The 24,188-nt window shown below is 60.0% G+C and carries 19 protein-coding genes; 13 read left to right on the top strand and 6 right to left on the bottom strand.

Annotation, left to right across the window (positions count from 1 at the left end; genetic code table 11):
* The first annotated feature begins 311 nt into the window (after positions 1–311).
* The 3 genes from DWV58_RS00160 to DWV58_RS00150 all read left to right on the top strand — a co-directional run bounded on the left by DWV58_RS00160 (position 312) and on the right by DWV58_RS00150 (position 4,152).
* On the top strand, positions 312–1,019 hold the full coding sequence (locus tag DWV58_RS00160) for a hypothetical protein (protein WP_117775811.1): 708 nt from the start codon (positions 312–314) through the stop codon (positions 1,017–1,019).
* A 197-nt stretch (positions 1,020–1,216) separates the two neighbouring features.
* Positions 1,217–2,293, top strand: a complete 1,077-nt coding sequence (locus tag DWV58_RS00155; protein WP_147345853.1) for a hypothetical protein — start codon at positions 1,217–1,219, stop codon at positions 2,291–2,293.
* 488 nt (positions 2,294–2,781) lie between these two features.
* Positions 2,782–4,152: an amidohydrolase family protein gene (locus tag DWV58_RS00150; protein ID WP_233540460.1), complete on the top strand. Its 1,371-nt coding sequence runs from the start codon at positions 2,782–2,784 to the stop codon at positions 4,150–4,152.
* A 153-nt stretch (positions 4,153–4,305) separates the two neighbouring features.
* Here the strand turns inward: DWV58_RS00150 and DWV58_RS00145 are convergent, their stop codons facing one another.
* The 4 genes from DWV58_RS00145 to DWV58_RS00130 form a co-directional block, all read right to left on the bottom strand.
* Positions 4,306–4,779: a hypothetical protein gene (locus tag DWV58_RS00145; RefSeq protein ID WP_117775808.1), complete on the bottom strand. Its 474-nt coding sequence runs from the start codon at positions 4,777–4,779 to the stop codon at positions 4,306–4,308.
* 115 nt (positions 4,780–4,894) lie between these two features.
* The gene (locus DWV58_RS00140; RefSeq protein WP_022094020.1) at positions 4,895–5,167 is read right to left on the bottom strand and encodes a metal-sensing transcriptional repressor; all 273 of its coding nucleotides are present in this window, start codon (positions 5,165–5,167) and stop codon (positions 4,895–4,897) included.
* Positions 5,168–5,205: 38 nt separating this feature from the next.
* Positions 5,206–5,427 carry a heavy-metal-associated domain-containing protein gene (locus DWV58_RS00135; protein WP_117775807.1) on the bottom strand — a complete coding sequence of 74 codons (222 nt, stop codon included), beginning with the start codon at positions 5,425–5,427 and terminating at the stop codon, positions 5,206–5,208.
* A gap of 147 nt (positions 5,428–5,574) precedes the next feature.
* Positions 5,575–7,914 carry a cation-translocating P-type ATPase gene (locus DWV58_RS00130; RefSeq protein ID WP_117775806.1) on the bottom strand — a complete coding sequence of 780 codons (2,340 nt, stop codon included), beginning with the start codon at positions 7,912–7,914 and terminating at the stop codon, positions 5,575–5,577.
* Positions 7,915–8,465: 551 nt separating this feature from the next.
* Here DWV58_RS00130 and DWV58_RS00125 point away from each other — a divergent pair.
* The 8 genes from DWV58_RS00125 to DWV58_RS00090 all read left to right on the top strand — a co-directional run bounded on the left by DWV58_RS00125 (position 8,466) and on the right by DWV58_RS00090 (position 18,546).
* Positions 8,466–10,736, top strand: coding sequence for a DEAD/DEAH box helicase (locus tag DWV58_RS00125; RefSeq protein ID WP_117775805.1), 2,271 nt, complete (start codon positions 8,466–8,468; stop codon positions 10,734–10,736).
* Positions 10,737–11,363: 627 nt separating this feature from the next.
* Positions 11,364–12,125 (top strand): 4Fe-4S dicluster domain-containing protein, encoded by a 762-nt coding sequence (locus DWV58_RS00120; RefSeq protein WP_117775804.1) that lies wholly within the window; start codon positions 11,364–11,366, stop codon positions 12,123–12,125.
* A 280-nt stretch (positions 12,126–12,405) separates the two neighbouring features.
* Complete coding sequence (locus tag DWV58_RS00115) at positions 12,406–12,918, top strand: PTS glucose transporter subunit IIA (protein WP_158564491.1); 513 nt, start codon at positions 12,406–12,408, stop codon at positions 12,916–12,918.
* 18 nt (positions 12,919–12,936) lie between these two features.
* Entirely contained in the window at positions 12,937–13,791 is an 855-nt protein-coding gene (locus DWV58_RS00110) for a PRD domain-containing protein (protein WP_117775939.1), read from the top strand.
* 99 nt (positions 13,792–13,890) lie between these two features.
* The gene (locus DWV58_RS00105; protein ID WP_117775802.1) at positions 13,891–15,507 is read left to right on the top strand and encodes a PTS transporter subunit EIIC; all 1,617 of its coding nucleotides are present in this window, start codon (positions 13,891–13,893) and stop codon (positions 15,505–15,507) included.
* A 3-nt stretch (positions 15,508–15,510) separates the two neighbouring features.
* On the top strand, positions 15,511–16,893 hold the full coding sequence (locus DWV58_RS00100; RefSeq protein WP_089572190.1) for a 6-phospho-alpha-glucosidase: 1,383 nt from the start codon (positions 15,511–15,513) through the stop codon (positions 16,891–16,893).
* A gap of 460 nt (positions 16,894–17,353) precedes the next feature.
* Positions 17,354–17,554, top strand: a complete 201-nt coding sequence (locus DWV58_RS00095) for a hypothetical protein (protein ID WP_117583961.1) — start codon at positions 17,354–17,356, stop codon at positions 17,552–17,554.
* Between the two features lie 83 nt (positions 17,555–17,637).
* Positions 17,638–18,546 carry a CPBP family intramembrane glutamic endopeptidase gene (locus DWV58_RS00090; RefSeq protein ID WP_158564490.1) on the top strand — a complete coding sequence of 303 codons (909 nt, stop codon included), beginning with the start codon at positions 17,638–17,640 and terminating at the stop codon, positions 18,544–18,546.
* A gap of 198 nt (positions 18,547–18,744) precedes the next feature.
* Here DWV58_RS00090 and DWV58_RS00085 read toward each other — a convergent pair whose 3' ends face one another.
* A complete protein-coding gene (locus tag DWV58_RS00085; RefSeq protein WP_233540459.1) occupies positions 18,745–20,886 on the bottom strand; it encodes a YgiQ family radical SAM protein in 2,142 nt (713 codons plus the stop codon).
* Positions 20,887–21,142: 256 nt separating this feature from the next.
* On the opposite strand from DWV58_RS00085, the gene DWV58_RS00080 reads away from it, so the two are divergent.
* On the top strand, positions 21,143–21,862 hold the full coding sequence (locus tag DWV58_RS00080; protein ID WP_117775799.1) for a YoaK family protein: 720 nt from the start codon (positions 21,143–21,145) through the stop codon (positions 21,860–21,862).
* 79 nt (positions 21,863–21,941) lie between these two features.
* On the opposite strand, the gene DWV58_RS00075 is transcribed toward DWV58_RS00080, so the two are convergent.
* A complete protein-coding gene (locus DWV58_RS00075; RefSeq protein ID WP_117775798.1) occupies positions 21,942–22,478 on the bottom strand; it encodes a hypothetical protein in 537 nt (178 codons plus the stop codon).
* Positions 22,479–22,892: 414 nt separating this feature from the next.
* Here DWV58_RS00075 and fucO point away from each other — a divergent pair, with 414 nt between their 5' ends.
* Positions 22,893–24,059, top strand: a complete 1,167-nt coding sequence (gene fucO / locus DWV58_RS00070; protein ID WP_022094861.1) for a lactaldehyde reductase — start codon at positions 22,893–22,895, stop codon at positions 24,057–24,059.
* Positions 24,060–24,188 lie beyond the last annotated feature (129 nt).

Genomic DNA, 24,188 nt, shown 5'->3' with positions numbered 1-24,188 from the left:
TCTAGTCGTTGGGGACACTCTTTGCGAGCGATTTGCTCGTTTGTCGACGTACGGATGTTCATTTGTCGACTTTTTGGGCTGTGGTCACCTGTTGTTTCTGTGGTGGCTGCGGGCATCTGGCTCAAAAGGTCGTGTTGGCTGTCTATGTCTACCTGCGGTTTCTTTGCGGTGCGCTCATTCGGTCAAGCTTTTCGTCAAGTGTTTGGTCAGCATCTGGTTTGCAACAAAAGGCCTATTTTGCCTGCGCTGACAGTGGCTGCCCACCCTCCTCGTAAGCTCAAATTGAGGTCCATCAGTTTGAGGAGGATGCCATGACTGACCAAGTTTTTGACCGAGCAGAGCTGGCTGAAGCCGTCGGCAACGATATTGCTGACATGGCTCACTTTTGGATGCTGCGGAAGTTCCAGTTTTTGGAGTCGGCGCGCGAACAGTTCGAGATCATTGTCGATCCGTGGCTCAGCTATTGCACCGAGCCTTCGCAAAACGAAATCATGGCCTACAACATGGCATTTACCGATTGGCTGCTCTTCGAGCGCCCCTATCGCCATGGCAAGACGCTGCTCGAGCTGTATGTTGACGAGCCGCCGGCATCGCTTTCGCCTGCCTCGCTCAAGCGGCTCGAGCAGGTACGCGACACGCAGTATTTCTCGCGCTTTGGCATTTTGGACAAGGATCCTGCGAACGGCATGGTTGCGCTGAAGGACACACGCACCGATCATCGCTTTGATGTCTACGACCCGCATATCGTGCAGAAGGAGCACTGGAGTGACGGCGCGATTGCGGTGCGCCTCGCCTGCGTCGACGATGCCTGGCTTACGGCGGGACAGCTCTACCTGTATGACATCGCGCGCCTGAACGACACGGCGGTCGATGGGCCGGGTGCGGTGCATCCCGAGGACCTGCAGGACGGCTTTGACACCTCGTGCATCAGCTTCTTCTTGCGGCTGGTCCGCGACATCATGGGCGCCCAGGGGCGGTACGTGAAGTCACTCAACATCTACGAGCAGGAGTGGAAGTAGGGGATGGGCAGCTGTCGCCTGCCTTGCCCTCTGTCTTTATGTCTCGATCTGTAACGTTTAGGGACAAAAAACCGGTCTACCTGTTACAGATCGAGACGAATACTTGGGCGCCGCTGGTTTGTCTAAATCTGTAACGTTTAGGGGCCTGGAGAACGTCTAACTGTTACAGATCAAGACGTTTATCAGCGGAGGTAACGGTGACAATGGTCCATTTGTCCGATGTGGTGGTGATGGAAGTGTCTAATATCGTTTTCAAACACAAGCATGCAACACGTAACACCTTGGCGCGGAATAGGATGCTCGCGCGGCTCACGGAGGCGGCTGAACTAGGCGTGCTGCTTGTGACGCACGACAATGCCGAGCTTATGTGGCTGCGGCGTCATGTGGGAACCGATGATATTGCGGAGCCCGAGCCGTATTTGTTCTGCTTTCAACATGATTGGGGTGTACTGACGCCGGCGGAGCGAGCGTTGCGCACCATCAAAGGGCTTGCGGAGTTTCATCCCGATTGGGCGTTTTGGGGTTATGACGCGGCACTTTTGTGGGGTCTGGAGGTGCCGAATGATCTGCTTGGGCCGCGATTTCTTGTTAAGACGGGTTGCTCGGTGCCGCTGAGTGCAGGATGCCGGCTGTTGCGTCCGCAGGCGGCGGGTGCGCTTGAACAAGTCGACGGCGTGCGGGTGACGCCGTTTTGGCGCACGGTGAAGGATTGTCTGCTGCGTGCGCCGTTTTCGTATGGTCTGGCGATCGCCGATTCTGCGCTGCGGGCGAAGGGCATATCGCGCGACGACCTCTGCGAACGGCTCCAGGCCGATTGCGAGGGCAGACGCGGGTATCGCAGAGCTCAGGTGATTGCGTCGCATGCGGACGGGCTGTCCGAAAACGGTGGCGAGTCTCGGTTCCGGGCGTTCTTTATTGCATACGGTTTTCCGGTGCCAGAGTTGCAGGTGGAGTTTCGTGACCCGCTTGATTCGAGCCAAGTGTTTCGCGTTGATTATTTCTGGAGGCTCGAGGACGGGACGTGCGTGATTGGCGAGCTCGATGGAAAGGGAAAGTATGCCTTACAGAACGACGAGGGTCGGGAGTCGGTCCACCCATTCGTGGCAGAACGTCAGCGAGAGTCTCATCTGACGATGCTCGGACATAAGGTGCTGAGGTTTACGTTTGATGAGCTCAAGAATCCGGGGAAGCTGGCCGAAAAGATGAGACTGGCGGGCATTCCGCAGTGGGCCGATTTGGCTGAGCAGTGGAGGCGGCAGTGGTATGGGCGCTGAGGGGTGTAACTGACGCGGATGTGGTTGTTCCTGCCGAGTTTGTCTCGATCTGTAACAACAAGGGGCCGTTTGGCCTCGCAACTGTTACAGATCGAGACAGAAGGTTGGCTGCCGCTAAAATATCTCGATCTGTAACATCTAACGGCCGAAAACCTGTCTACTTGTTACAGATTTAGACGTTTGACGACAGAGCTGGAAAATATCTCGATCTGTAACATCTAACGGCCAAAAACCGGTCTAACTGTTACAGATTGAGACAAAGGTTGGACGCGGTGCCGAAAGATCTCGATCTGTAACATTTGGAAGGTTAAAGACGGTCCACCTGTTACAGATCTAGACATTTCCCGGATGTCGCTGGGATGGGGCTGCAACGCATTCCATTCTCCGCATCTCCTCCTTTCTCCGTTGACCGATATGTCCGCAGCAATTCCGCCGCGCTAGGTAATAATGGACAAATGTTGAAGTTTTCTGAGAGGGAGGAGCTCGATATGGCGACTGCCGATCGTCCCACGTTGTTTATCAATGCGACCGTTTTGGATGGCTCGGAGCATATGGAGCCGCAGCCCGATATGGCCGTGGCCGTTGAGCGCGGTGTCATCACATGGATGGGGCCGAGTGCTGTGGCGCAGGCGCCGGCGGGTGCCGAGGTCATCGACCTGGCAGGGGCGTATCTCATGCCAGGTCTCATCAATATGCATGTGCATCTGTGCGGCTCGGGCAAGCCGGTTTCGGCGGGCGATGCGGGTGCACTGATGAAGAAGCTCGACAATCCCGTGGGCCGCGCCATCGTTCGCCACATCCTCAAAGGCAGTGCCCAGCAACAGTTGGCAAGCGGCGTGACCACGGTGCGCGGTGCGGGTGACCCGCTGTTTGCCGATATTGCCGTGCGCGATGCTATCGATGCCGGCAAGTATCAGGGTCCACGTCTGGTGGCGCCGGGAACGGGTGTCACGGTGCCGGGCGGTCACGGTGCGGGGCTGTTCGCGCAGGTCGCCGATACCCCCGATGAGGCGGCCGAACAAGTGCGTGACTTGTATGCGCGCGGTGCCGACGTCATCAAGCTGTTCGTGACGGGCGGCGTGTTCGATGCGACCGAAGTAGGCGAGCCGGGCGTGCTGCGCATGCCGGTCGATGTCGCCGCGGCGGCGTGCAAGGCGGCGCACGAGGTTGGCCTTCCGGTCATGGCCCATGTCGAGAGCACCGAAGGTGTGAAGGCCGCGCTTCAGGCCGGTGTCGACACAATCGAGCACGGCGCTCCGATGACCCCCGAGATCCTGGAGCTGTACCGCGGCGCCGCGGGAACACAGCTCGAGGGACGCGCGCCGAGCGTGACCTGCACGATTAGTCCGGCGCTGCCGTTTGTACTGCTCGATCCGGAAAAGACCCATTCGACCGACACGCAAAAGAAGAACGGCGACATCGTGTGCTCGGGCATTATCGAGAGCGCTCGTGCGGCGCTGGAAGCCGGCGTTAAGGTGGGCCTGGGCACGGACTCGAGCTGCCCGTTCGTGACCCAGTACGACATGTGGCGCGAGGTGGCCTATTATGCCAAGTACGTGGGCGTGAGCAATGCGTTTGCACTGCATACGGCCACGCAAGTCAATGCTGAGCTACTGGGCCTGGGTGACGAGACCGGCACGATTGAGTGCGGCAAGGCGGCCGACATTTTGGTGACGCACGAGAACCCGCTCGATGACCTGTGCGCTCTGCGTGAGCCGATACACGTGATGTGTCGCGGTAACCTGGTGCGCAAACTCAAGGTGAAGCGTATTCCCGAGGTGGACGCCGAGCTCGACGCGATTATGGCCATGCCTGCCGAAGCGCTGGCCGAGGAGCTCGCCCGCGACGGCGTGGCGTAAGCGCCGGTGTGACGGTGGACAGTCGGCTCGTCGAACGCCGCCGCCTTATACAAAAAAGCCGAGGTCTCAGCAAGAGGCCTCGGCTTTTTTATCGAATAAATGCTTCAGATTTGAGACAAACACTACTGATTCATTTGCCCCACGGCGCGATGCCTAGGAGCGTGTTTCCATCTTGGCGTGGCACTTGGGGCAGGTGACGCGGATCTTGCCCTTGCCCTTGGGGACGGACAACATCTGGCCGCAGTTGGGGCACTTGAGGTATGCCGTGGTCTTGCGACCCTTCCACATCTTCTTGGCCGTGCGCTTGGCGCGCTCTAAGTCTTCCTTGCTGGTGCCGGCCGCACGCGAGGCATTTGCCGCTGCGGTGCCGCCGCCCAAGCTGGCGACGAACTTACCCAAGCCGGGGACGTTCGCAGTCGCGGCGACAAAGGCCGTGTTCTCCTTACGACGCGCGTCGATGTTTTTGGACAGGCCACGCAGCACGCCGAGCACGATCACAGCGATGGCGATCCAGCTGAGCCACTGGATGCGGGCCATCGATCCGATCATCGCGATGACAATGCCGGCAAAACCCATCACGATGGTGAGTTCATCGGCACCATTGCGACCCTTCATAAAGTCATTCATGCAAATTGCCTTTCGTTCGATATGCTGCACGCCTTTATACCCGATTTAGAGCAAGGGGGACAGGTTAATCTGCACCAAGGTGGCGCAAAAAATGTACCTGTCCCCGATACACCAATTACTTGGAGAGCTTGTCGACGACGCGTTCGATCTCGGCGAGCTTGGCGGCTTTGAGGTCTTCGTCGCCCGATTCGATTGCCGAAGTCACGCAGCCCTCGATATGCGCCTTGAGCACGTCGGCGTTAATGCGCGCGAGGAGCGCCTGTGTGGCCATAAGCTGCGTGGAAATATCGACGCAATAGCGGTCCTCCTCGACCATCCGCAGGATGCCGTCGATCTGCCCGCGTGCCGTCTTAAGCATGCGAGTCACCGATTTATGGTCTGCCATCATGGCGGGTCCTCGTTTCTGGTCGGGGTGCGCGTGGGTCGTTACGCGGCGGTTACGGACAGGGCGTGGAACTTCTCGCCGGCGCCCTCGACGGCGGTGGCGAGCTGCTCGGCGGTCACGGTGTCGGCGCACTCCACCTGGACGGTCTGGGTCTCGTGATCGGCGTCGGCGTCGGTCACGCCGGCAACGTTGAGCAGTGCCGTCTCGACGGTAGCATCGCAGTGGCCGCACATAAGGCCGGAAGTCTTGATTGTGTACAGCATGGGTATTCCTCTCTGTTGTGTCGGCTTTCCCAGGCACCCGACCTTGACCTTCAAGCCGTCGCTCACGTACCAAAGTACGCGTCGCTCCTCTTTCAGGTCAATCTCGGGCACCTGGAAAACCCGTTCTAAATGAACGTAATAGTGATCCTATTTTGCCACTTTCGGCTTAAAGGTTCGCAGGCGCAGGGCATTGCTTACGACGCAGACACTCGACAGGCTCATGGCCGCGGCGCCAAACATCGGCGAGAGCTGCCATCCGGTGAGTGGGAAGAACACGCCCGCTGCCAGCGGAATGCCGATGCCGTTGTAGAACAGTGCCCAGAACAGGTCCTGCTTGATGTTGCGGATCGTGGCGCGCGAAAGCTCGATGGCGCGGGCGACGTCCATGAGGTCGCTGCGCATGAGCACCACGTCGGCGCCCTCCTTGGCGATGTCGGCGCCGGTGCCAATGGCAAGGCCCGCGTCGGCGCGCGCCAGGGCGGGGGAGTCATTGATGCCGTCGCCCACCATGGCGACCTTGCCGCCCGCATCCTGCAGTTCGCGCACGTGGCGTTCCTTGTCGGCGGGGAGGACGTCGGCGATAACCTGTTCGCTGGTGAGTCCCACGCGGCGGGCGATGGCCTCGGCCGTCACGCGGTTGTCGCCGGTGAGCATGCGCACGTCGACGCCGAGCTTGCGGAGCGCGGCGATGGCCTCGGCGCTCGTTTCTTTGACCTCGTCAGCCACGGCGATGGTGCCGGCAAGCTCGCCGTTCTTGGCAAAGAACAGCGGCGTCTTGCCCTCGGCAGCGAACTGCTCGGTAAGACCGGCGGGCACCTCCGCGCCCAGCTCGTTCATCAGGCGCACGTTGCCGGCCGCGATGACATTCTGCCCCTCGCGTGCCGTAACGCCTCGCCCGGGCACGGCGGCAAAGTCCTCGACCATGCGCGCGACGATTCCGCGCGACTCGCACTCGGCCATAATCGCCTCGGCCAGCGGGTGCTCGCTCGAGCGCTCCAGCGCGGCGGCCAGCTTGAGCAGCGCCTTTTCGCTCATGGCGGGCGAGCCGTCGGCGCGTGCGGCAACCACGATATCGGTCACGGCCGGCTTGCCGCGGGTGACGGTGCCCGTCTTGTCGAGCACGACGGTGCCCACGCTGCGCAGGTTCTCTAGCGCCTCGGCGCTCTTAAACAGAATGCCCATTTCGGCGCCCTTGCCGGTGCCCACCATAATGGCGACGGGCGTGGCCAGACCCAGTGCGCACGGACAGCTGATCACCAGCACGGCCACGGCGGAGGTGAGCGCCTCGTTTATGCTGCCGGTCAGCGCCATCCACGCCGCAAAGGTCACGGCCGAGATCACGAACACCACGGGCACGAACACACCGGCGACCTTGTCGGCCATGCGGGCGATGGGCGCCTTGGTGGCGTTGGCGTCCTCGACGAGCTGGATGATCTTGGCGAGCGATGTCTCGGCACCCACCCGCGTGGCGCGGAAGGTAAACGAACCGGTGCGGTTGACGGTGGCGGCGTTGACGGTGTCGCCGGCGGTCTTTTCCACGGGGATGGACTCGCCGGTGAGCGCACTCTCGTCCACGGCCGAGCTGCCTTCGAGCACCACGCCATCGACGGGGATGGACTCTCCGGGGCGCACGCGCAGGACCTGGCCGGGAAGGATGCTGTCGACGTCGACGGTGGTTTCGGTACCGTCGTCGGCAACGACGGTCGCGGTCTTGGGCGCCAGGTCGATCAGCGCCTCGATGGCGCCGCCGGTTTTGGACTTGCTGCGCGTCTCGAGGTATTTGCCCACGGTGACCAGCGACAGGATCGTGCCCGCGCTCTCAAAATACAGATTGTCCATGCCCGTCATCATGGCCTCGTGGATCTGACCCGCGGCTAATTGGTCGGCCATGATGAACATGGCGTAGAGCGACCAGGCGATGGAGGCAGTGGCGCCCACGGCGATGAGGGCGTCCATGGTGGGTGCGCCGTGCGCGAGCGATTTAAACCCGTTGATAAAGTACGCGTCGTTGACATAGATGATGGGGATGAGCAGGACGAGCTCGGTGAGGGCGAGCGTCATGCTATGGGTGTGATCGGTGAAAATGCCGGGCAGCGGCCAACCGAGCATGTGTCCCATGCCTATGTAGAACAGTGGGATGAGGAATACGATCGAGACGATGAGGCGGGTGCGCATGGCAGAGGCGGCGGCCTCCAGTTTTTTGGTGGGCGACTCCATATGGGCGGCGCCGGACCTGGCTTGCGTACTGCCGCTTTGGGCGGCGTCGGTGCCCGTGCTGACGGGTGAGGCCGAGTAGCCAGCGCGATCGACGGCGGTGCAGATGTCGTCGGGGGTGACCTGCGCGGGGTCATAGTCGACCATCATGGAGCCGGCGAGCAGATTGACCGCGACGCTCTCGACGCCGTCGAGCTTGCTCACGGCGCGGTCTACGTGCGCCTGGCAAGCGGCGCATGTCATGCCGCCCACGTCGAACTTATCTTGAGCCATGGCTTCTCCTTTCTGCAGTTCGGTGTTGTAATTGTTAACCTGCCGATACTATACACCCATACCCCCTGGGGGTGTCTAGTACAGAAAGAAATATATGACATTTCGTTACAGATGAGGGTGGCTGCTCAATCGTTGGCAGCCCCTACCAAACATCTCAATCTGTAACATCTAGCGGGGAAAATGAACTCTAACTGTTACAGATCGAGATTATGTTTTGCGATGTTTGAGTTCGTCTCAATCTGTAACGTGTAGACCCGGTTTTGTCTCGTAACTGTTACAGATTGAGACAATCGGCCCAGACCCGCCCCGTCATCTGTGGTTTACGTGGGGGCATGCGAAGCGCGGGTATACTAACCGGCGGCGAATCTGCTCCATCGCTTAGGGCCGCTGCGTCTGGACGGCGCGTGATAGGGCTGCCAAAGCGATCGCCAGCGTGCTGAGCAACGTCCTCTCTGTGCGCACCTGTTTTGTATGTATTAGCGCACTACCAAGCACGCCCCGCGCGGCTGCATGCCGTGCCCATAACGCGTGCAGATAAGGAACAACAACATATGCGTAATTCTGTATCCGACGTCACGGACGCCGAGATTCTGGACGAGACCCGCGAGGCCATGACCCAGGCTGCCTTCGATGCTGCCGACGAGGCCAGCGCCGCCGAGACCGTCGAGTCCGCGACCGAGAACCTGCCCGCCTTTGACGAGCTGGGACTTTCGGACGAGATGCTTCGTGCTATCGAGAACCTGGGCTACACGGCGCCCACGCCTGTCCAGGCTGGCTCGATCCCCGTGGTGCTCGAGGGCCGCGACCTGCTTGCCGCCGCTCAGACCGGCACCGGCAAGACGGCTGCCTTTTTGCTGCCGACCATGAACAACCTGGAGCACATCGCTCCGCCCAAACCCGTGCGTGAGCGCGGCGGCCGCAACCGCCGTCGCGGTGCCAAGAAGCCCGAGGGCAACGGCCGTGGCCCCGTGATGCTCGTCATCACCCCTACGCGCGAGCTTGCCCAGCAGATCGACGAGGTCGCGAGCAAAATCGCCGACGTCACCGGCCATGTTGCCGTGACCGTCGTGGGCGGCGTGAGCTACAAGCCCCAGACCGCTGCCCTCAAGTACGGTTGCGACATCCTGGTCGCCACGCCGGGCCGTCTGGTCGATCTGATCGAGCAGGGTGCCTGCCACCTGGACGAGGTCAAGGTGCTGGTGCTCGACGAGGCCGATCGCATGCTCGACATGGGCTTTTTGCCCGCCGTCCGCCGCATTGTGCGCGAGACGCCGGCCGAGCGCCAGACGCTGCTGTTCTCGGCGACGCTCGACGAGGAGGCCGTGGGCGAGATCACCGACCTGGTGAGCGACCCGGCCCGCGTGGAGATCGCGCCGGCCACGTCGACCGCCGACACCGTCGATCAGTTTGTGTTCCCGGTGTCCATCGAGGCAAAGAACAACCTGCTGCCTGAGTTCCTCAAAAAGGAGGGCCCGGAGCGCACCATCGTCTTTATGCGCACCAAGCACCGCGCCGACAGCTGCTGCCGTCGCCTTGAGCGCAAGGGTATCAAGGCCGCCGCGATTCACGGCAACCGCAGCCAGGCCCAGCGCGAGCGCGCGCTTTCTGCCTTCCGCGACGGCACCGTCGACGTGCTGGTGGCAACCGATGTTCTCGCCCGCGGCATCGACATTAGCGACGTGCGCTACGTCGTGAACTTCGACGTGCCGGCCGAGCCGACCGACTATATCCACCGCATTGGCCGTACGGGCCGCGCCGGCGAGCTGGGCTGGGCCATTACGTTTGTGACCGAGCAGGACGTCGACGAGTTCTACGAGATTGAGAAGCTCATGGACAAGACGGCCGATATTTACGAAGCGGGCGACCTGCACGTGGGTCCCAACCCGCCCGCCGTTGACCCTGAGCGCGATCCTGCCGCCTTTAAGGTGAAGAAGAAGACCAAGCGCGGCAAGTCCAAGAGCAAGAAGAAACTCGAGCAAGCGCGTCGCGACGGCAAGCGCAACGGCGACGATTACGGCGACGTGGCTGGTCGTTCCAACCGCGGTCGCGACGAGCGCCGCGGCGACGGCGAGCGTCCGAGCCGTCCCAAGCGCGGCGGCAAGACCCGCGTGCGCGAGGGCGTTCAGGCTCGCGTGGACGAGGCTGTGGAGAGCGTGGCCCGCGAGGTGGCTGCCGAGGAGCGCGGCGGTGCTGCCGCCGTCGAGCAGGCCCCGCGCGGTAACCGTGCCGAGCGTCGTGCCAAGCAGTTCCAGGGCGAGGCACATCGTCGTCGCCGCGAGGACGAGGACCGCGGCGGTCGTCGCCGTGTCGAGCGCGAGGACGAGGGCCGCGGTTCGCGCGGTGGCAAGCGCGGTGCGGGCGACCGCCGTCATTCCGGTCGTGATGACGAGCGCGGTGGCCGTGATGAGCGTCGCGGCGGCGAAGGCCGTGGTTCGCGTGACGAGCGTGGTACCCGCGGTGGCGAGTCCCGCGGCGGCAAGCGCTTTGACGAGCGCGGAGGCCGCGAGGGCGGCCGCGGTGGTGAGCGTCGCGAGGGCGCTCGTGGCAACGGTGGCCGCAGCGGCGCCGGTCGTTCGAATGAGTCGCGCGATCGTCGCGACCCGCGTGCCAGCCGCGATCGTCGCGATGACTGGCGCAACTACGACGACACCCGCGATGAGCGTCGTGGCGGCTATCGTGGCGGGCGTGGCGGCAACCAGGCCGGCTCCCGCGGCGGCCGTGCCGGCGGTCGCGATAATCGTGGCAGCTATGGCAACAGCCGTGGCGGCAAGCGCGGTAGCAGCTCCCGTCGCCCCGGCGACGGCGGCGGCAAGCGCAAATAACATACGCATCGCCCGCTAGAGCGAGGTGAACCAAGGGCCCCGAGCAACTACGTTCGGGGCCCTTTTGTTTGCCGTATCCGATCGCTAGTTCAAATGTGATTTCCTCGGGAATGCATCTAGAGGATGCCGTGGGCTTGTTTCCTGCCATGCAGCAATGGGTCCTATGGGGTGCGCCGTGCATTTTTTGGAGTATTCTGCAGTTCGAGTTGTCTGCATATGATTCGACGTCGCCAACGGTGGCCTTCGGATATCCCTAGCGAGCGTTCCGAGTCAGATTTCGCCGTTTTCCGGAGCAGGGGGCGCGTCATTCTCGCCATGTCGGGACTTAGAATGATACGGCGCCCTACAGTTTTGCCCACCCGCGGCGGTGCTGGCGCGGTCACGTTGCAGAATACTCCGTTTTTTGTACGGGCCAGGATGGGGTACCTCAGGAGAACACGGCGGTATCCCGTAAATATATACAATCTGTACCGTAATTTATACAAAACGAAGAGGCAGACAGCGTAGGGTGGGTGCATTGGGGTGCCTGGCGCACCAAAACGGGGAGCTCCCCCTCATGCGCCGTATACTCTGTCTGAATGTGAAAACGGCTTGACGCGTTGCCGGGCGTAGGGAGAGGGTGCCTCGATGAGCGTATTCGAAATTGTGTTTAGTCCGACGGGTGGAACGCGGAAGGTGTCTGGCCTTGTGGCCGGGGCGCTGGACAATAATACCGTTACCGTCGATCTGACCGATAGCGGGCTAGATCTCAGCGCTGTCTCGATGACTGAGGACGACGTGGCTGTTATCTCCGTGCCAGCGTATGCCGGCAGAGTCCCTGCCATGGCGGTCGACCGACTGAACATGGTTCACGGCAACGGAGCGCGGGCCGTTCTGGTGTGCGTCTACGGAAACCGCGCGTTTGAGGACACGCTCGTAGAGCTGGAGGACGTTGCGAAGCATGCGGGATTCCGGGTAATCGCGGCAGTTGCAGCCATTGCAGAACATTCCATTGCGCGACAGTTTGCTGCCGGTCGTCCGGATGCGCAGGATGCGGCGCAGCTCGCAGAGTTTGCGCAACAAATTCAGCAAAAGCTGTTGGCTGAGGATGCGTCCGAGCCCTCTATCCCCGGCAATCGTCCTTATAAACAAGCTGGAGGTCGCCGTATGGCACCCGAGGCAACAGAGGAATGCGTCTCCTGCGGTGCATGCGCCGCGGCGTGTCCCGTTTGTGCTATCGACAAGGGCGACCCCAAGCGAGCAGCTGACGAGGCGTGCATCTCCTGCATGCGCTGCATCGCCGTATGCCCGCGAGGCGCTCGCAAGCTTGATCCCAACAAGCTATCCGCTGTTTCCCAGATGCTGAGCAAGGCTTGCGTCGTGCGGAAGGAATGCGAGCTCTTCATCTAACGCATGCGAAATTGCTGCAAGGAGTGTTCCTGGGTGCCGGCAGTAAAGGAACGTCCCTAAGTGCCGCCTAAATACCGTTTATCGATGAAAAAATACCGCTCACCGGTCATAATGATTGTTCTGGATTTGGGCTTGTCTACAATAGCTCCCGTAAAAAGAAATGCGGAAGGTTACCGAGTCCCTTGGACGTGGGCCTAACCAAAGTCTTTGAACGGGTGTGTCTCTATGGATGCATTCGCTTGATTTTGGTTGGGCTATATTTATGAAGGGACATGCCACCATGGGTTTCTTTTCTCGCCTGATGGGCGGTTCGGATGAGCAGAAGACTGCAACTTCCGAGTTCGAAATCCTCGCTCCTGTTTCCGGCGAGCTTGTTCATCTAGAAAATACCAATGACCCCGCTTTTAGCAGCCGTGCCGTGGGCGATGGCGTTGCCGTGGTTCCCCAAGAGGGAACGGTGTGCGCTCCTGTTTCCGGTACCGTCGCGGCGCTGTTTCCGACCGAGCATGCACTGGGCATCATGTCCGACGACAGCTCTGCTCAGGTGATGCTGCATATCGGAATCGACACTGTTAAACTTGAGGGCAAGGGCTTCCATGCGCTTGTTGCCCAGGGTGACCATGTCGACGCGGGCCAGGCCCTCGTCGAGGTCGATTTCGACGCGGTCCGCGCCGCCGGCTTCGATCCCACGGTCTTCGTTATCGTGTGCGAGCGTTCGGAGAACTCGACTCTTCGTGAGCACGCTTCCGGCCCTGTTGCTGTTAAAGAGCCTGTCGTCTGGCTTTCCGAGTAAATTCTTGTGGTGGGTACCGTGGTTATCAAGCGAGTTTTCAACAATAACGTCGCAATGGTCACTTCGGACGATGGCTCCGAGCTCATTGTCATCGGTCGAGGCCTCTGCTTTGGCCGTCATGCCGGCGACGCTATCGATGACACATCGGTCGAAAAGACCTATGCGCTGCAGGAGGGCACTTCTCAGGATTCGCGTACGATTGACCGCTTGGCACATCTTTTGGAGTCCATTCCCACCGTCAACCTCGTGATTTCCGAGGACATTGTTCAGATGCTCCGTCGAGAGCTCAATGTTGATATCAACGACAAGATTCTCATTGCTCTCGCAGACCATATCAGTCTTGCTTTGGAGCGCGAGCGTAAGGGCGTCCCCTGCGAGAATCCGTTGCTGCTCGAGATCCAGCAGTTCTATCGCAAGGAGTATGCGCTTGCGGGCCGTGCGCTGCAGATTATCAAGGAGTATATGGGCATCCAGATGAGCGAAGAAGAGCAGGGTTTTATTACGCTGCATATCGTCAACGCCACCATGCCGCAGCGCTCTGACCGTCTGATTGTTTCGGTCCAGCTTGTTCGCGACGTGCTTGCGATTGTTTCCGAGCACTATGCCACGACCCTTGACGTCACCTCGTTGCCGTACGAGCGTTTCGTTCGCCATCTGCAGTTTTTTGCGCAGCGAGCGCTCGATCCCGCGGCGGGGCAGGTCAATGGCGACGCGCTGTTCCGTATCGATGAAACGGCGTATCCGAGGGCGTTCTCGTGTGCGGAGTCAATTGCCGACCACTTAGCGTCTACCTATAACGTTGTCGTTACCGATGCCGAGAAGAGTTATCTCGCATATCACATTGTTAACCTGCTTGGAGAACCTGGTCTCTAGGCATAACGTGCCCACACATCGATTGATATAAGGCAAGGCTCACGGTCTTGTCCAGGGCACACCTATCTCAATTTGCGGAAAAGGAAGGGGAGTACCGCTATGACCGCAAAAAAGAAGCTCAATTTCAAAGCGCCGTTGGAGGTGTTCGCGAAGTCGATCGTTCAGCCGATGATGTATCTCTCGGTTGCCGGCATCCTGCTCATCGTGGGCATCATTCTGACCAACAAGACCATCTGCGCCGTGGTCCCCGTGCTGGGCTCCGGCCCGTTCCAGCTTGTGGGCGCCGTTGTCTATCAGTCGCTGATGTTTATCATCAACAACCTCTCGATTCTGTTCTGCGTGGGCATCGCCGGCGCCATGGCAAAGAAGAACAAGGGCCATGCTTCGCTGATTGCCCTGATGTCGTTCTTCCTGTTCCTGCAGGCTAACAACATCGTGCTCAACGCCACCGGCTCTCTTGCCGAAGCGAGCGGCATGCTCGGCCTTACCGGAACCGGCCAGAGCACCGTTATGGGCATTCAGGTGCTCGATACCGGCGTGTTTGGCGGCATCATTCTTGGTTGCATTACCGGTGCCGTGTTCAACAAGTACTCGAACAAGCAGTTCCCCATTGCTCTTTCGATGTTCTCGGGCGTTCGCTTTCCGTTCCTGATCATGATCATCATTTCCTGGATCATGGGCGCTGGCTTCTGCATCGTTTGGCCTCCGGTTCAGGGCGCCATCTCCTCCGTTGCCGGCATCATTAAGGAGTCGGGCAACATCGGTCTGTTTATCTACGGCATGCTCAACAAGCTGCTCGTTCCCACCGGCCTGCACCACCTCATCTACACCCCGTTCCAGTTCTCCGATGTGGGCGGCACCCTTACGCTGGGTGATCAGGTTATCGCCGGCGCCTATCCCATCCGTGTTGCCGAGATGGCGATGACGGGCCAGCCCTTCTCCGATAGCACCTACTTCAACAGCTACACCTTCAACAACCTGTGGCCCTACATCGGTATCGGTCTCGCCTTTATCTTCACCGCTTACAAGGGGAACAAGGATAAGACCAAGGCCGTTATCATCCCGCTGATCATCACCGCCGTGCTCTCCTGCGTGACCGAGCCCATGGACTTCCTCTTTGTCTTTGCCGCTCCCGTGCTCTTTGTCGTTCACTCGGTTCTTTCCGGCATCTTCTTGGTTCTGCTCAAGGTCCTCTCCGTGCCCGCTTCGACTGCAGGCGGCATCATCAACATCGTGGTCTCCAACCTGGTCCTCGGTGTCGACAAGACCAACTGGCCGGTCATGCTGGTGCTCGGAGTCGTCAACGCCGCTCTGTACTTCTTCCTCTTCGCCTTCCTTATTAAGAAGCTCAACCTCCACACGCCTGGTCGCGAGGAGGAGTCCGAGCTCGCCGAGTCCGTTGCCGAGGGCGAGGCCGCCGCGTCTGTCGCGGTGAAGCAGGGCGCTGTTGCCGCGGCTCCCGCAGAGGGCGTCGATGCAGGCATCGCCGACCTGGTCGCAGGTCTTGGCGGCAAGGACAACATCGAGGAGCTCGAGAACTGCTTTACGCGTCTCCGCGTGAACGTTAAGAACCCGGACCTCATCAATGAGGACCTCATCAACCACGTGCCCAACAGCGGCATCAACCGCAACGGCAATAATATCCAGATCATCTTTGGCATGAAGGTCGCCGAGATGCGTGACAAGGTCGAAAACGCAATTGAGAAGGAGCAGTAAACAATGATCATTACTCTGTGTGGTGGCGGATCCACCTTTACCCCCGGCATCGTCAAATCCATCGCCCTGCGCAAGGACGAGCTCGACGTTGACGAGATTCGTCTGTACGACATCAACGAGGAGCGCCAGCGCAAGATCGGCGTGCTCGTGGACTGGATTTTGCACGAGGACCTCGGCCTGGACATCAAGCTCACGGTGACCACCGACAAGGAGACTGCCTTTACGGACGCGAGCTTCGTGTTTGCCCAGATGCGCGTGGGCGGCTATGCCATGCGCGAGCAGGACGAGAAGATTCCGCTGCGTCACGGCTGCGTGGGCCAGGAGACCTGCGGCTGCGGCGGCCTTGCCTACGGCATGCGCACCATCTTCCCCATGGTCGAGCTGATTGACGACGTTGAGAAGTATGCCAAGAAGGACTACTGGATTCTTAACTACTCCAACCCTGCCGCCATCGTCTCCGAGGGCTGCCGCGTCCTGCGTCCCAATGCTCGCATCATCAACATCTGCGACATGCCGATCGCGATTATCGACGTGGTTTGCGCTGCGCTCGACATCGACAAGAAGGATGTTGAGTACGATTACTTTGGCCTCAACCACTTTGGTTGGTTCACCTCGATCCGCCACAAGGGCGAGGAGGTGCTCCCGCAGCTGCGCGAGTACATCAAGGAGCATGAGATTCTGCTGCCCGATTCGTACCTCAAGGGCATGAGCTCGCTGATGTCCAAGAAGCCCGAGGAGGCCACTGACGAGCACCCCGAGCAGAACCGCCACACCAAGGGCAGCTGGTACTACGTCTGGAAGGGCGAGTACGAGATCATGGAGTGCTTCCCGGAGTACCTGCCCAACACGTATCTGAACTACTACCTGCAGCAGAAGGAGTTCGTCGAGCATTCCAACCCCGAGCGCACCCGTGCTAACGAGGTTGAGGAGACGCGTGAGAAGAACCTCTTCGACGGCATCGACCACTACGAGAAGACGGGCGAGATCGACGAGAGCACGTTCTATGCGGGCAGCCACGGCGACTGGATTGCCGATCTGGCTATCGCTCTGAAGAACGACACCAAGCAGCGCTTCCTGGTCATTTGCGAGAACAAGGGCGCTATCCCCAACATGCCCTACGACGCTATGGTCGAGCTGCCTGCCTACATTGGCAAGAATGGCCCCGAGGTCATCAGCCGCGACAACATTCCTCTGTTCCAACAGGGCCTCATGATGCAGCAGCTGAACTCCGAGAAGCTCGTGGTCGAGGCTACGATCGAGGGTTCGTACGAGAAGGCGCTCAAGGCCTTCACGCTCAACAAGACCGTACCGTCGATGAAGGTCGCCAAGGAGGTCCTCGACGACATGATCGAGGCCAACAAGGGCTACTGGCCCGAGCTTAGCTAAAGACAGAAGGTCGCTGGCACAAAAGAGCCGCTGACCGCATACCTGGAGCAGTGCCCCGTCCACGTGATTGCGTGGGCGGGGCATTGTCGTTTGGTGCAAAGGGCTGATGTGGGGGATGGGCTATCCGACCTCGGCACAGGGCATGAGGTCTTCTGCCGGCGCTCGACGGCCGCATGCTGTTGCTTGCCACACACGATGTCGTCGACGCTCAGGCCCTCAATATCTCGGGCATCATCACGCTCTAAATACTTACTCAGCAACAAAATGATCCGTTTTCCTCCGTCCCCATGGGGTCGGGTATGGTATTCTATCTGCGGGGTAATACTTAGAAATACCAAGTAATACCAACGCCGCAGAAACAAACTCCAGATGCGGGCCAATCGGGTTGCCTTCACAGCCCGTCGCCCAGCCGCGTGGCCCGCATCTATCCGCACCACCGTCGTTTCAAAAAGGAAGCGCCATGGCAGAACACATGACCCCGGTTGTCGCGAAGGTCTTGCCCGAGGAGAAGGCAGCCTTCGCGGCGGCAACCCAACTCGTGGGCACCACGCCGTCCAACGCCATCCGCATGTTTATCGCCGCGTTTAATCGCTGCGGCACCTTTCCGTTCGACATTTCGCCCAACGGGGCCTTTGGCACTGCGCCCGATTCTCATCAATAAGTGATCCGTTTTCCTCCGTCTCCATGGGATCAGTTCTCTGCCGAGTTGTGGTAGAACTAGGGAACGGTTTTGAGGAGGTTGGCATGCTCAATGCGATGATTTGGGTGCTTGCCTGTTTTGGCGTTGTCGCTGCCGATATAGCCCTGAGCGTCGTTTTGTTCTCCGCCCTTGGCGTCGCATCGGTGTTCATGGGTTTTTCAATCGATGACCTCGACATTCAATTGCTTCAGGCTGCTGCTCAGGCGGCGTCGTTTTTGATGGCGCTGCTGTGGTGGCGTTATCTGTGGCCGCGCTCCTTCATGGCGCGCCGGCAAGGTGAGCGCCCGCTCGGCGGGGGAGCAAGTGCGGCATGGAAGCGCATTGTCTGCATTATCGTGATCGGCCTTGCCTTGCAGGTGGTCGTTGGCTACGTGACCGACGCTGTGCTGTCACTGTTGCCCGAGGCGGCGGCCGATTACAGCGAACTTGTCGAGGAGACGGGCATGGGTGACACGAGCTATCTGGCCGTCCTGACCACGGTACTCGGCGCTCCGTTTTGCGAGGAGCTGCTGGTGCGCGGTATCATTTTTGAGTTTTCGCTCCGAGCGTTTAATCCGCAGTGCCGCCCACTTTGGAAGTGCCGGCGTCGTGTGAGCGCGCAGAGTGGCGCCATGGTGCCCTGGGCGGCCCCAAGCACGTGGGGTATCGCCGCGGCGATTGTGCTGCAGGCGGCGATCTTCGGTTTTATGCATATGAATTGGGTACAGGGTTGCTACGCGGGTGCCGCCGGCCTCATCTTTGGTTGGGTGCTCGTGACGACCGGAAAGCTCCGCTACACGATCCTGCTGCACTTTGCCTTTAATGCCGGGTCGTACCTGATGGGCCTGCTGTGGTTTGTGAACACGCCGCTCGACGTGGCGGTCACGGTTGCCATCGCCGGCTTTGTACTGGTAGAGGCGATGCGGTCGCTCAAGCTGACGTGCCAGACGGATCGTCCCTACCAGCAAGCGTGATTCCCTTAAGGGCCAACGTGGATAAAAACAAATCTGCTGTGATTCCCCTAAGGAAAACACGGCTAGGTGTGTCTGAGCGTGTTCCCCCTAGGGAAAACACGACTGGAGACAGCCCAAGCGTGTTCCCCCTAGGGAAAACACGCTTGGCCGATGAAAGGACGCCGGCTGGCCATGAGACGCCGGCTGGCCCTCGCTGCCCTAGTTGCGCCTGCCGCCGCCGTTGGCGCCCTGACGCCCCTGCGCCGCGCGGTTGCGGCCTGCGGTGTTCTGCGCGCGCGACATGCCACTGCGCCCCTTGCTGCCCTTGGGCCCCTTGCCGGCGGCGCCACCGTGGGCCTTGCCGCCCTTCTTGCCGGTGCCATGCCCACCGCCAGCAGACGTCTCGCCCGGGCGCGGCGGCACGGGGCGAATCAGGCAATGCTTGGTGTAGCCGATCAGGTCACGACGCCCGGCCTTTTCCAGTGCTTCGCGCACGAGCTTGTAGTTCTCGGGCTTGCGGTACTGGATGAGCGCGCGCTGCATGGCCTTCTCGTGCGGGTCGCGGGCTACGTAGATCGGCTCCATGGTGCGCGGATCCACGCCGGTGTAGTACATGCAGGTCGACATGGTGGACGGCGTGGGGTAGAAGTCCTGCACCTGCTCGGGCATATAGCCCATGTCGCGCACGGCCTCGGCAAGGTCCACGGCTTCCTTCATCGTCGAGCCGGGATGGCTCGAGATCAGATACGGCACCACGTACTGCTTGAGTCCGTATTCGCGGTTCAAGCGTTCAAATTTACGGCAGAACGCGTCGTAGACGGCACGGCTCGGTTTGCCCATCACGGACAGCACCGCATCGCTCACATGCTCGGGCGCCACGCGTAGCTGGCCCGAGACATGATGCTCCAGCAGCTCTCGCAAAAACTCGTCCGAGGCGTCGGCCATGGTGTAGTCAAAGCGGATGCCGCTGCGCACGAAGACCTTTTTGACGCCCGGCAGCTGACGCAGGTCGCGCAGCAGCTGCGTGTAGCCGCTCTCGTCGACCACCATGTTCTTGCACACGCTCGGCCACAGGCAGCGCTTGTTCTTGCATACGCCGTGCTTGAGCTGCTTGTCGCAGGCGGGACGGCTAAAGTTGGCCGTTGGTCCTCCCACGTCGTTGATGTAGCCCTTAAACTCGGGATCGCGCGTGAGCAGCTCGGCCTCGCGCATGATCGAGTCGTGGCTGCGCATCTGCAGCACGCGGCCTTGGTGGAAGGTGAGGGCGCAAAACGAGCACTCGCCAAAACAGCCGCGGTTGGAGCTAATTGAAAACTTGATCTCGGCAAAGGCCGGCACGCCGCCCGCCGTGTCGTAGTCGGGATGCCAATCGCGTGCGTAGGGGAGTTCGGCCACCTCGTCCATCTCGTCGGTGGTGAGTGTCGCCGACGGCGGGTTCTGCACCACATAGACGCTGTTGGGGTAGGGCTCTACCAGGCGATGACCGGTGATGGGGTCCATATTCTGCTGCTGCACGTTAAAGCTGCGCGCGTAGTTGAGCTTGTCGGCGGTAAGGTCGTCCCAGCTGGGCAGCAGGTCGTAGTCGTAGACCTCGTCGAGCGAGCCCGTGCGGTAGACGGTGCCGTTGATATAGGTGATCTGATCGACGGGCAGCCCCGCATCGAGCGCGTCGGCGATCTCGACAATCGCGTGCTCGCCCATGCCGTAGATGAGGATGTCGGCGCCCGAGTCGAGCAGTACCGAGCGCTTGAGCTTGTCCTGCCAGTAGTCGTAGTGGGCCAGGCGGCGCAGGCTTGCCTCGATGCCGCCGATGATGATGGGAGCGTCCTTGAACGTCTGGCGGATGAGGTTGCCGTAGACCGTGACGGCACGATTGGGACGGCGCCCCTCCTCGCCACCAGGGGTATAGGCGTCGGTGTGGCGGCGGTGCTTGGTCACCGAATAGTGGTTGACCATGGAGTCCATGTTGCCGGCGCTGACGAGAAAGCCCAGGCGCGGCTCGCCAAGCACGGTGATGCTGGCGGGGTCGGTCCAGTCGGGCTGGCAGATGATGCCCACCTTGTAGCCGTGCGCGTCGAGGACGCGGCTGACGATGGCCATACCAAAGCTGGGATGGTCCACGTAGGCGTCGCCGCAGATGTAGACAAAGTCGCACTGGTCCCAGCCGCGCGCATCCATGTCGGCGCGGCTGACGGGGAGGAACTTATCGCGGCCCGGCCGCCAGGGGCGGGCGGGCGTCGCTTGGGAATGCTTGGTGCGGGCGACCGTGGCCTGCGCCTTGCCGCCGCGCTTTTGTTGCTGGCCCTGTTTGCCCTGCTGACTGCGCTGGTTGTTCTGAGCGTGCTGAGGCTTTTTTGCCACGATCCCTCCCGGTGTTTGTATGCTGCACGTAATTGTAACCAGTCTTTTTGGGACGGGGCTAAAAAGACTGGTGGAGTACACGAGGCGTCGGGCGTCGGGTGTGGCGCCGCGCCCGCCGTTTGTTTCCAGACTGTGTATCTGCGCGTTGGGGAGCCCGTCTCGCGCGCACGCCATGTTGTCAATGGGTTACAGTATGAACGGCGGCTATGTCTCCGCCAACGCACGAGAGGGTCGTCAACAAGGAGGCCGCACGACGATGCAGCGTGCCAAGCAGATATCGGAGTCCATCGAGCTGGGCATCATTCTGGCGCTCGCTGGTGGCTTTATGGACGTGTATTCGTACATTGGGCGCGACCATGTTTTCGCCAACGCGCAGACAGGCAATATCCTGCTGGTGGGCGTGAGCATCTCGGAGGGCAATTGGGCGCTCGCGGGACGCTATTTCTTCCCCGTGGTGTCGTTTGCCGTGGGCATTATGCTTGCCGACCTGGTACACGAGCGGTTTGGCAGCGTGATTCACTGGCGCCAGGTGACGGTGTTCTTTGAAGCCGTCATCTTGCTGGGCGTGAGCTTTATCCCCGGTGGCGATTTCAACCTGCTCGCCAACTGCCTTACCTCGTTTGCTTGCGGTATGCAGGTCGAGAGCTTCCGCAAGATTCATGGACACGGCATCGCTACGACCATGTGCATCGGCAACTTGCGCAACGCCCTGCAAAACGTGGACGACTATATCATCACCCACAAGCGCGGCTTTTTGGAAAACGGCGCACTGTACTTTGGCGTGATCTTCACCTTTGTGTTTGGCGCCGTGCTGGGCAACTGGTGTATTGAGCGCATGGGCCTGCACGCCATTGCGGTGGCGAGCGTGCTGCTGTTTATCGCGTTTGCCATCATGTTTATCGACCGTGAACGCGATTTGCACAGGAAATGGGCCCGCATCGTAGCTGACTGGCAGACCACGAGTCTTAAGCGCTAAGGTGCATGTTCGTAACGACATTCAGGAGCCAGAAAAACTATCTAGCTCCTGAATGCTGTTACGAACTGCTTTTTGCGATTTATTCGAGATGCTCTTCAATCCGAGCCTTAAGAAGGGCAATGGCTGTAGGTATTCCAATTGCGGCGGCTAATTCGGCTTTATCCAAAACCTGTATGCTAAAGCACGATTGTTTATCACATTGAAGGACGATAACTGAAGATAGCTTCACTTCCCGTTGGCTGAATATATCGTAATCTCCAAATAGGAAGTTACCTTTTATTGTGTAATTCGGTATGTTCGTTACGCACTTCATCTCAAGTCTGTTTAAGCCATAATCGAACACCGCAACTTCCTTGTGTTCGATGATGAGCGCAACCCTGGGCATGTTGCTAAAGCCACCGTCGACGACAGTGAAGAGTTTTTCATTCGCATCGTCATAAACGGTATATTTAAGACTCGATAGCTGTCCTAGTGGACCCGTGAACCCATGTCTTTTGATGTTGAGGTTGTCTCCCGCTGGGTTGATGAGAGCCAGAGTATGCGGATAAGGATTACCTTCAATTGAGATTCGATATTCGTTTGTAGCCGTCTTGCTCGATTTAGGACCAGTAGCCATCACGCGTCATCGCCTCGATCGAATTGGAACCGTCTTCTACCTCGTGCGGAGAATTGCGCTGTACGTTGCGGTACATGCAGCTGCAATAACCGCATGGGCAATTTCTAACAAAATGAATGACGCTATTTGCTGCATGCATTTATTTACTATTAAGTATCCTTTTATAAACGTATTGTCAAACATATATTGCTAAAACAGAAACAATTTATAGACTGAGTTGGTCGTATTCTTTGGGCGATTGCTCCTATAATCTAGCCTTCGCTGCTGTCGGGAGGGAAGGACTGGGGCTCCGTTATTATGTTGAAACGCTTTAAGACTTTTGACGTTCTCACGCGTTTTTTGTTTCAAAAGCGTTAGGATGGAACTTGTAGCGCGGGGCGTAATGGGTGCCCCGCACACGATGGGAGGCTATCAATGGCTAATCGTTTCGTTCTCAACACCATTTCTTATCATGGTTCCGGCGCCATCAAGGAGATCCCCGGCGAGCTCCAGCGTCGCGGCTACAAGAAGATCTTCGTCTGCTCCGACCCCGATCTGGTCAAGTTTGGCGTTACCGCTAAGGTGACCGACGAGCTCGACGCCGCCGGTATTGCTTGGAGCCTCTACTCCGAGATTAAGCCCAACCCCACTATCCAGAACGTCAAGGACGGCGTCGAGGCTTTCAAGGCCGCCGAGGCTGACGCTATCGTGACCATCGGTGGCGGCTCCTCCATGGATACCGCCAAGGCCATCGGCATCATCATCAACAACCCCGAGTTCGCCGATGTCCGCAGCCTCGAGGGTGTTGCTCCCACTAAGAACCACGCCGTGTTCACCATCGCTGTGCCGACGACCGCCGGTACCGCCGCCGAGGTGACCATCAACTACGTCATCACCGACCCCGAGAAGGTCCGCAAGTTCGTGTGCGTCGACACCAACGACGCCCCCGAGGTCGCCGTCGTCGACCCCGATATGATGGCTTCCATGCCCGCCGGCCTGACCGCCTCTACCGGCATGGACGCTCTGACCCACGCCATCGAGGGCTACACCACCAAGGGCGCTTGGGAGCTCTCCGACATGTTCCACTTTGAGGCTATTAAGCTGATCAGCGAGAACCTGCGCGACTCCGTCGCCGAGGCCAAGTCCGGCCAGCCCGGCTCCGGCCGCGAGGGCATGGCTCTTGGCCAGTATGTCGCCGGCATGGGCTTCTCCAACGTTGGCCTGGGCATCGACCATGCCATGGCTCACACCCTGTCCGCTCACTACGACACCCCGCACGGCGTCGCTTGCGCCATGCTGCTGCCGATTGCCATGGAGTTCAACAAGCCGGTTTGCGCTGAGCGCCTGGCCAAGGTTGCCGTTGCCATGGGTGTTGACACCACGGGCATGAGCACCGACGAGGCTGCCGACGCCGCTATCGCCGCCGTCAAGCAGCTTTCCGCCGACGTGAACATCCCGCACGTCTGCGAGGCCATGAAGGCCGACGAGATCGAGGTCCTGGCCAAGGACGCCATGGCCGACGCCTGCTTCCCGGGTAACCCGCGCGAGGCGACGCTCGACGACGTCATCGAGCTCTTCAAGAAGATTTGCCCGGCTGCTTAACCTGGTTCGGCGGGCCCCGCCCGTTAGCCCCACAATCGTCCTCGGACATGTCGGAAGCCCCCGCTGCGCACTTCGTGCGGCGGGGGCTTCCTCCGTCCTGCGGAAAGATTGTGGGGCTAACGGGCGGGG

Origin of the sequence: Collinsella sp. AF11-11, assembly GCF_003465485.1 — a bacterium.
Classification (GTDB): domain Bacteria; phylum Actinomycetota; class Coriobacteriia; order Coriobacteriales; family Coriobacteriaceae; genus Collinsella.
This window is presented reverse-complemented; position numbering and strand designations above follow the sequence as displayed.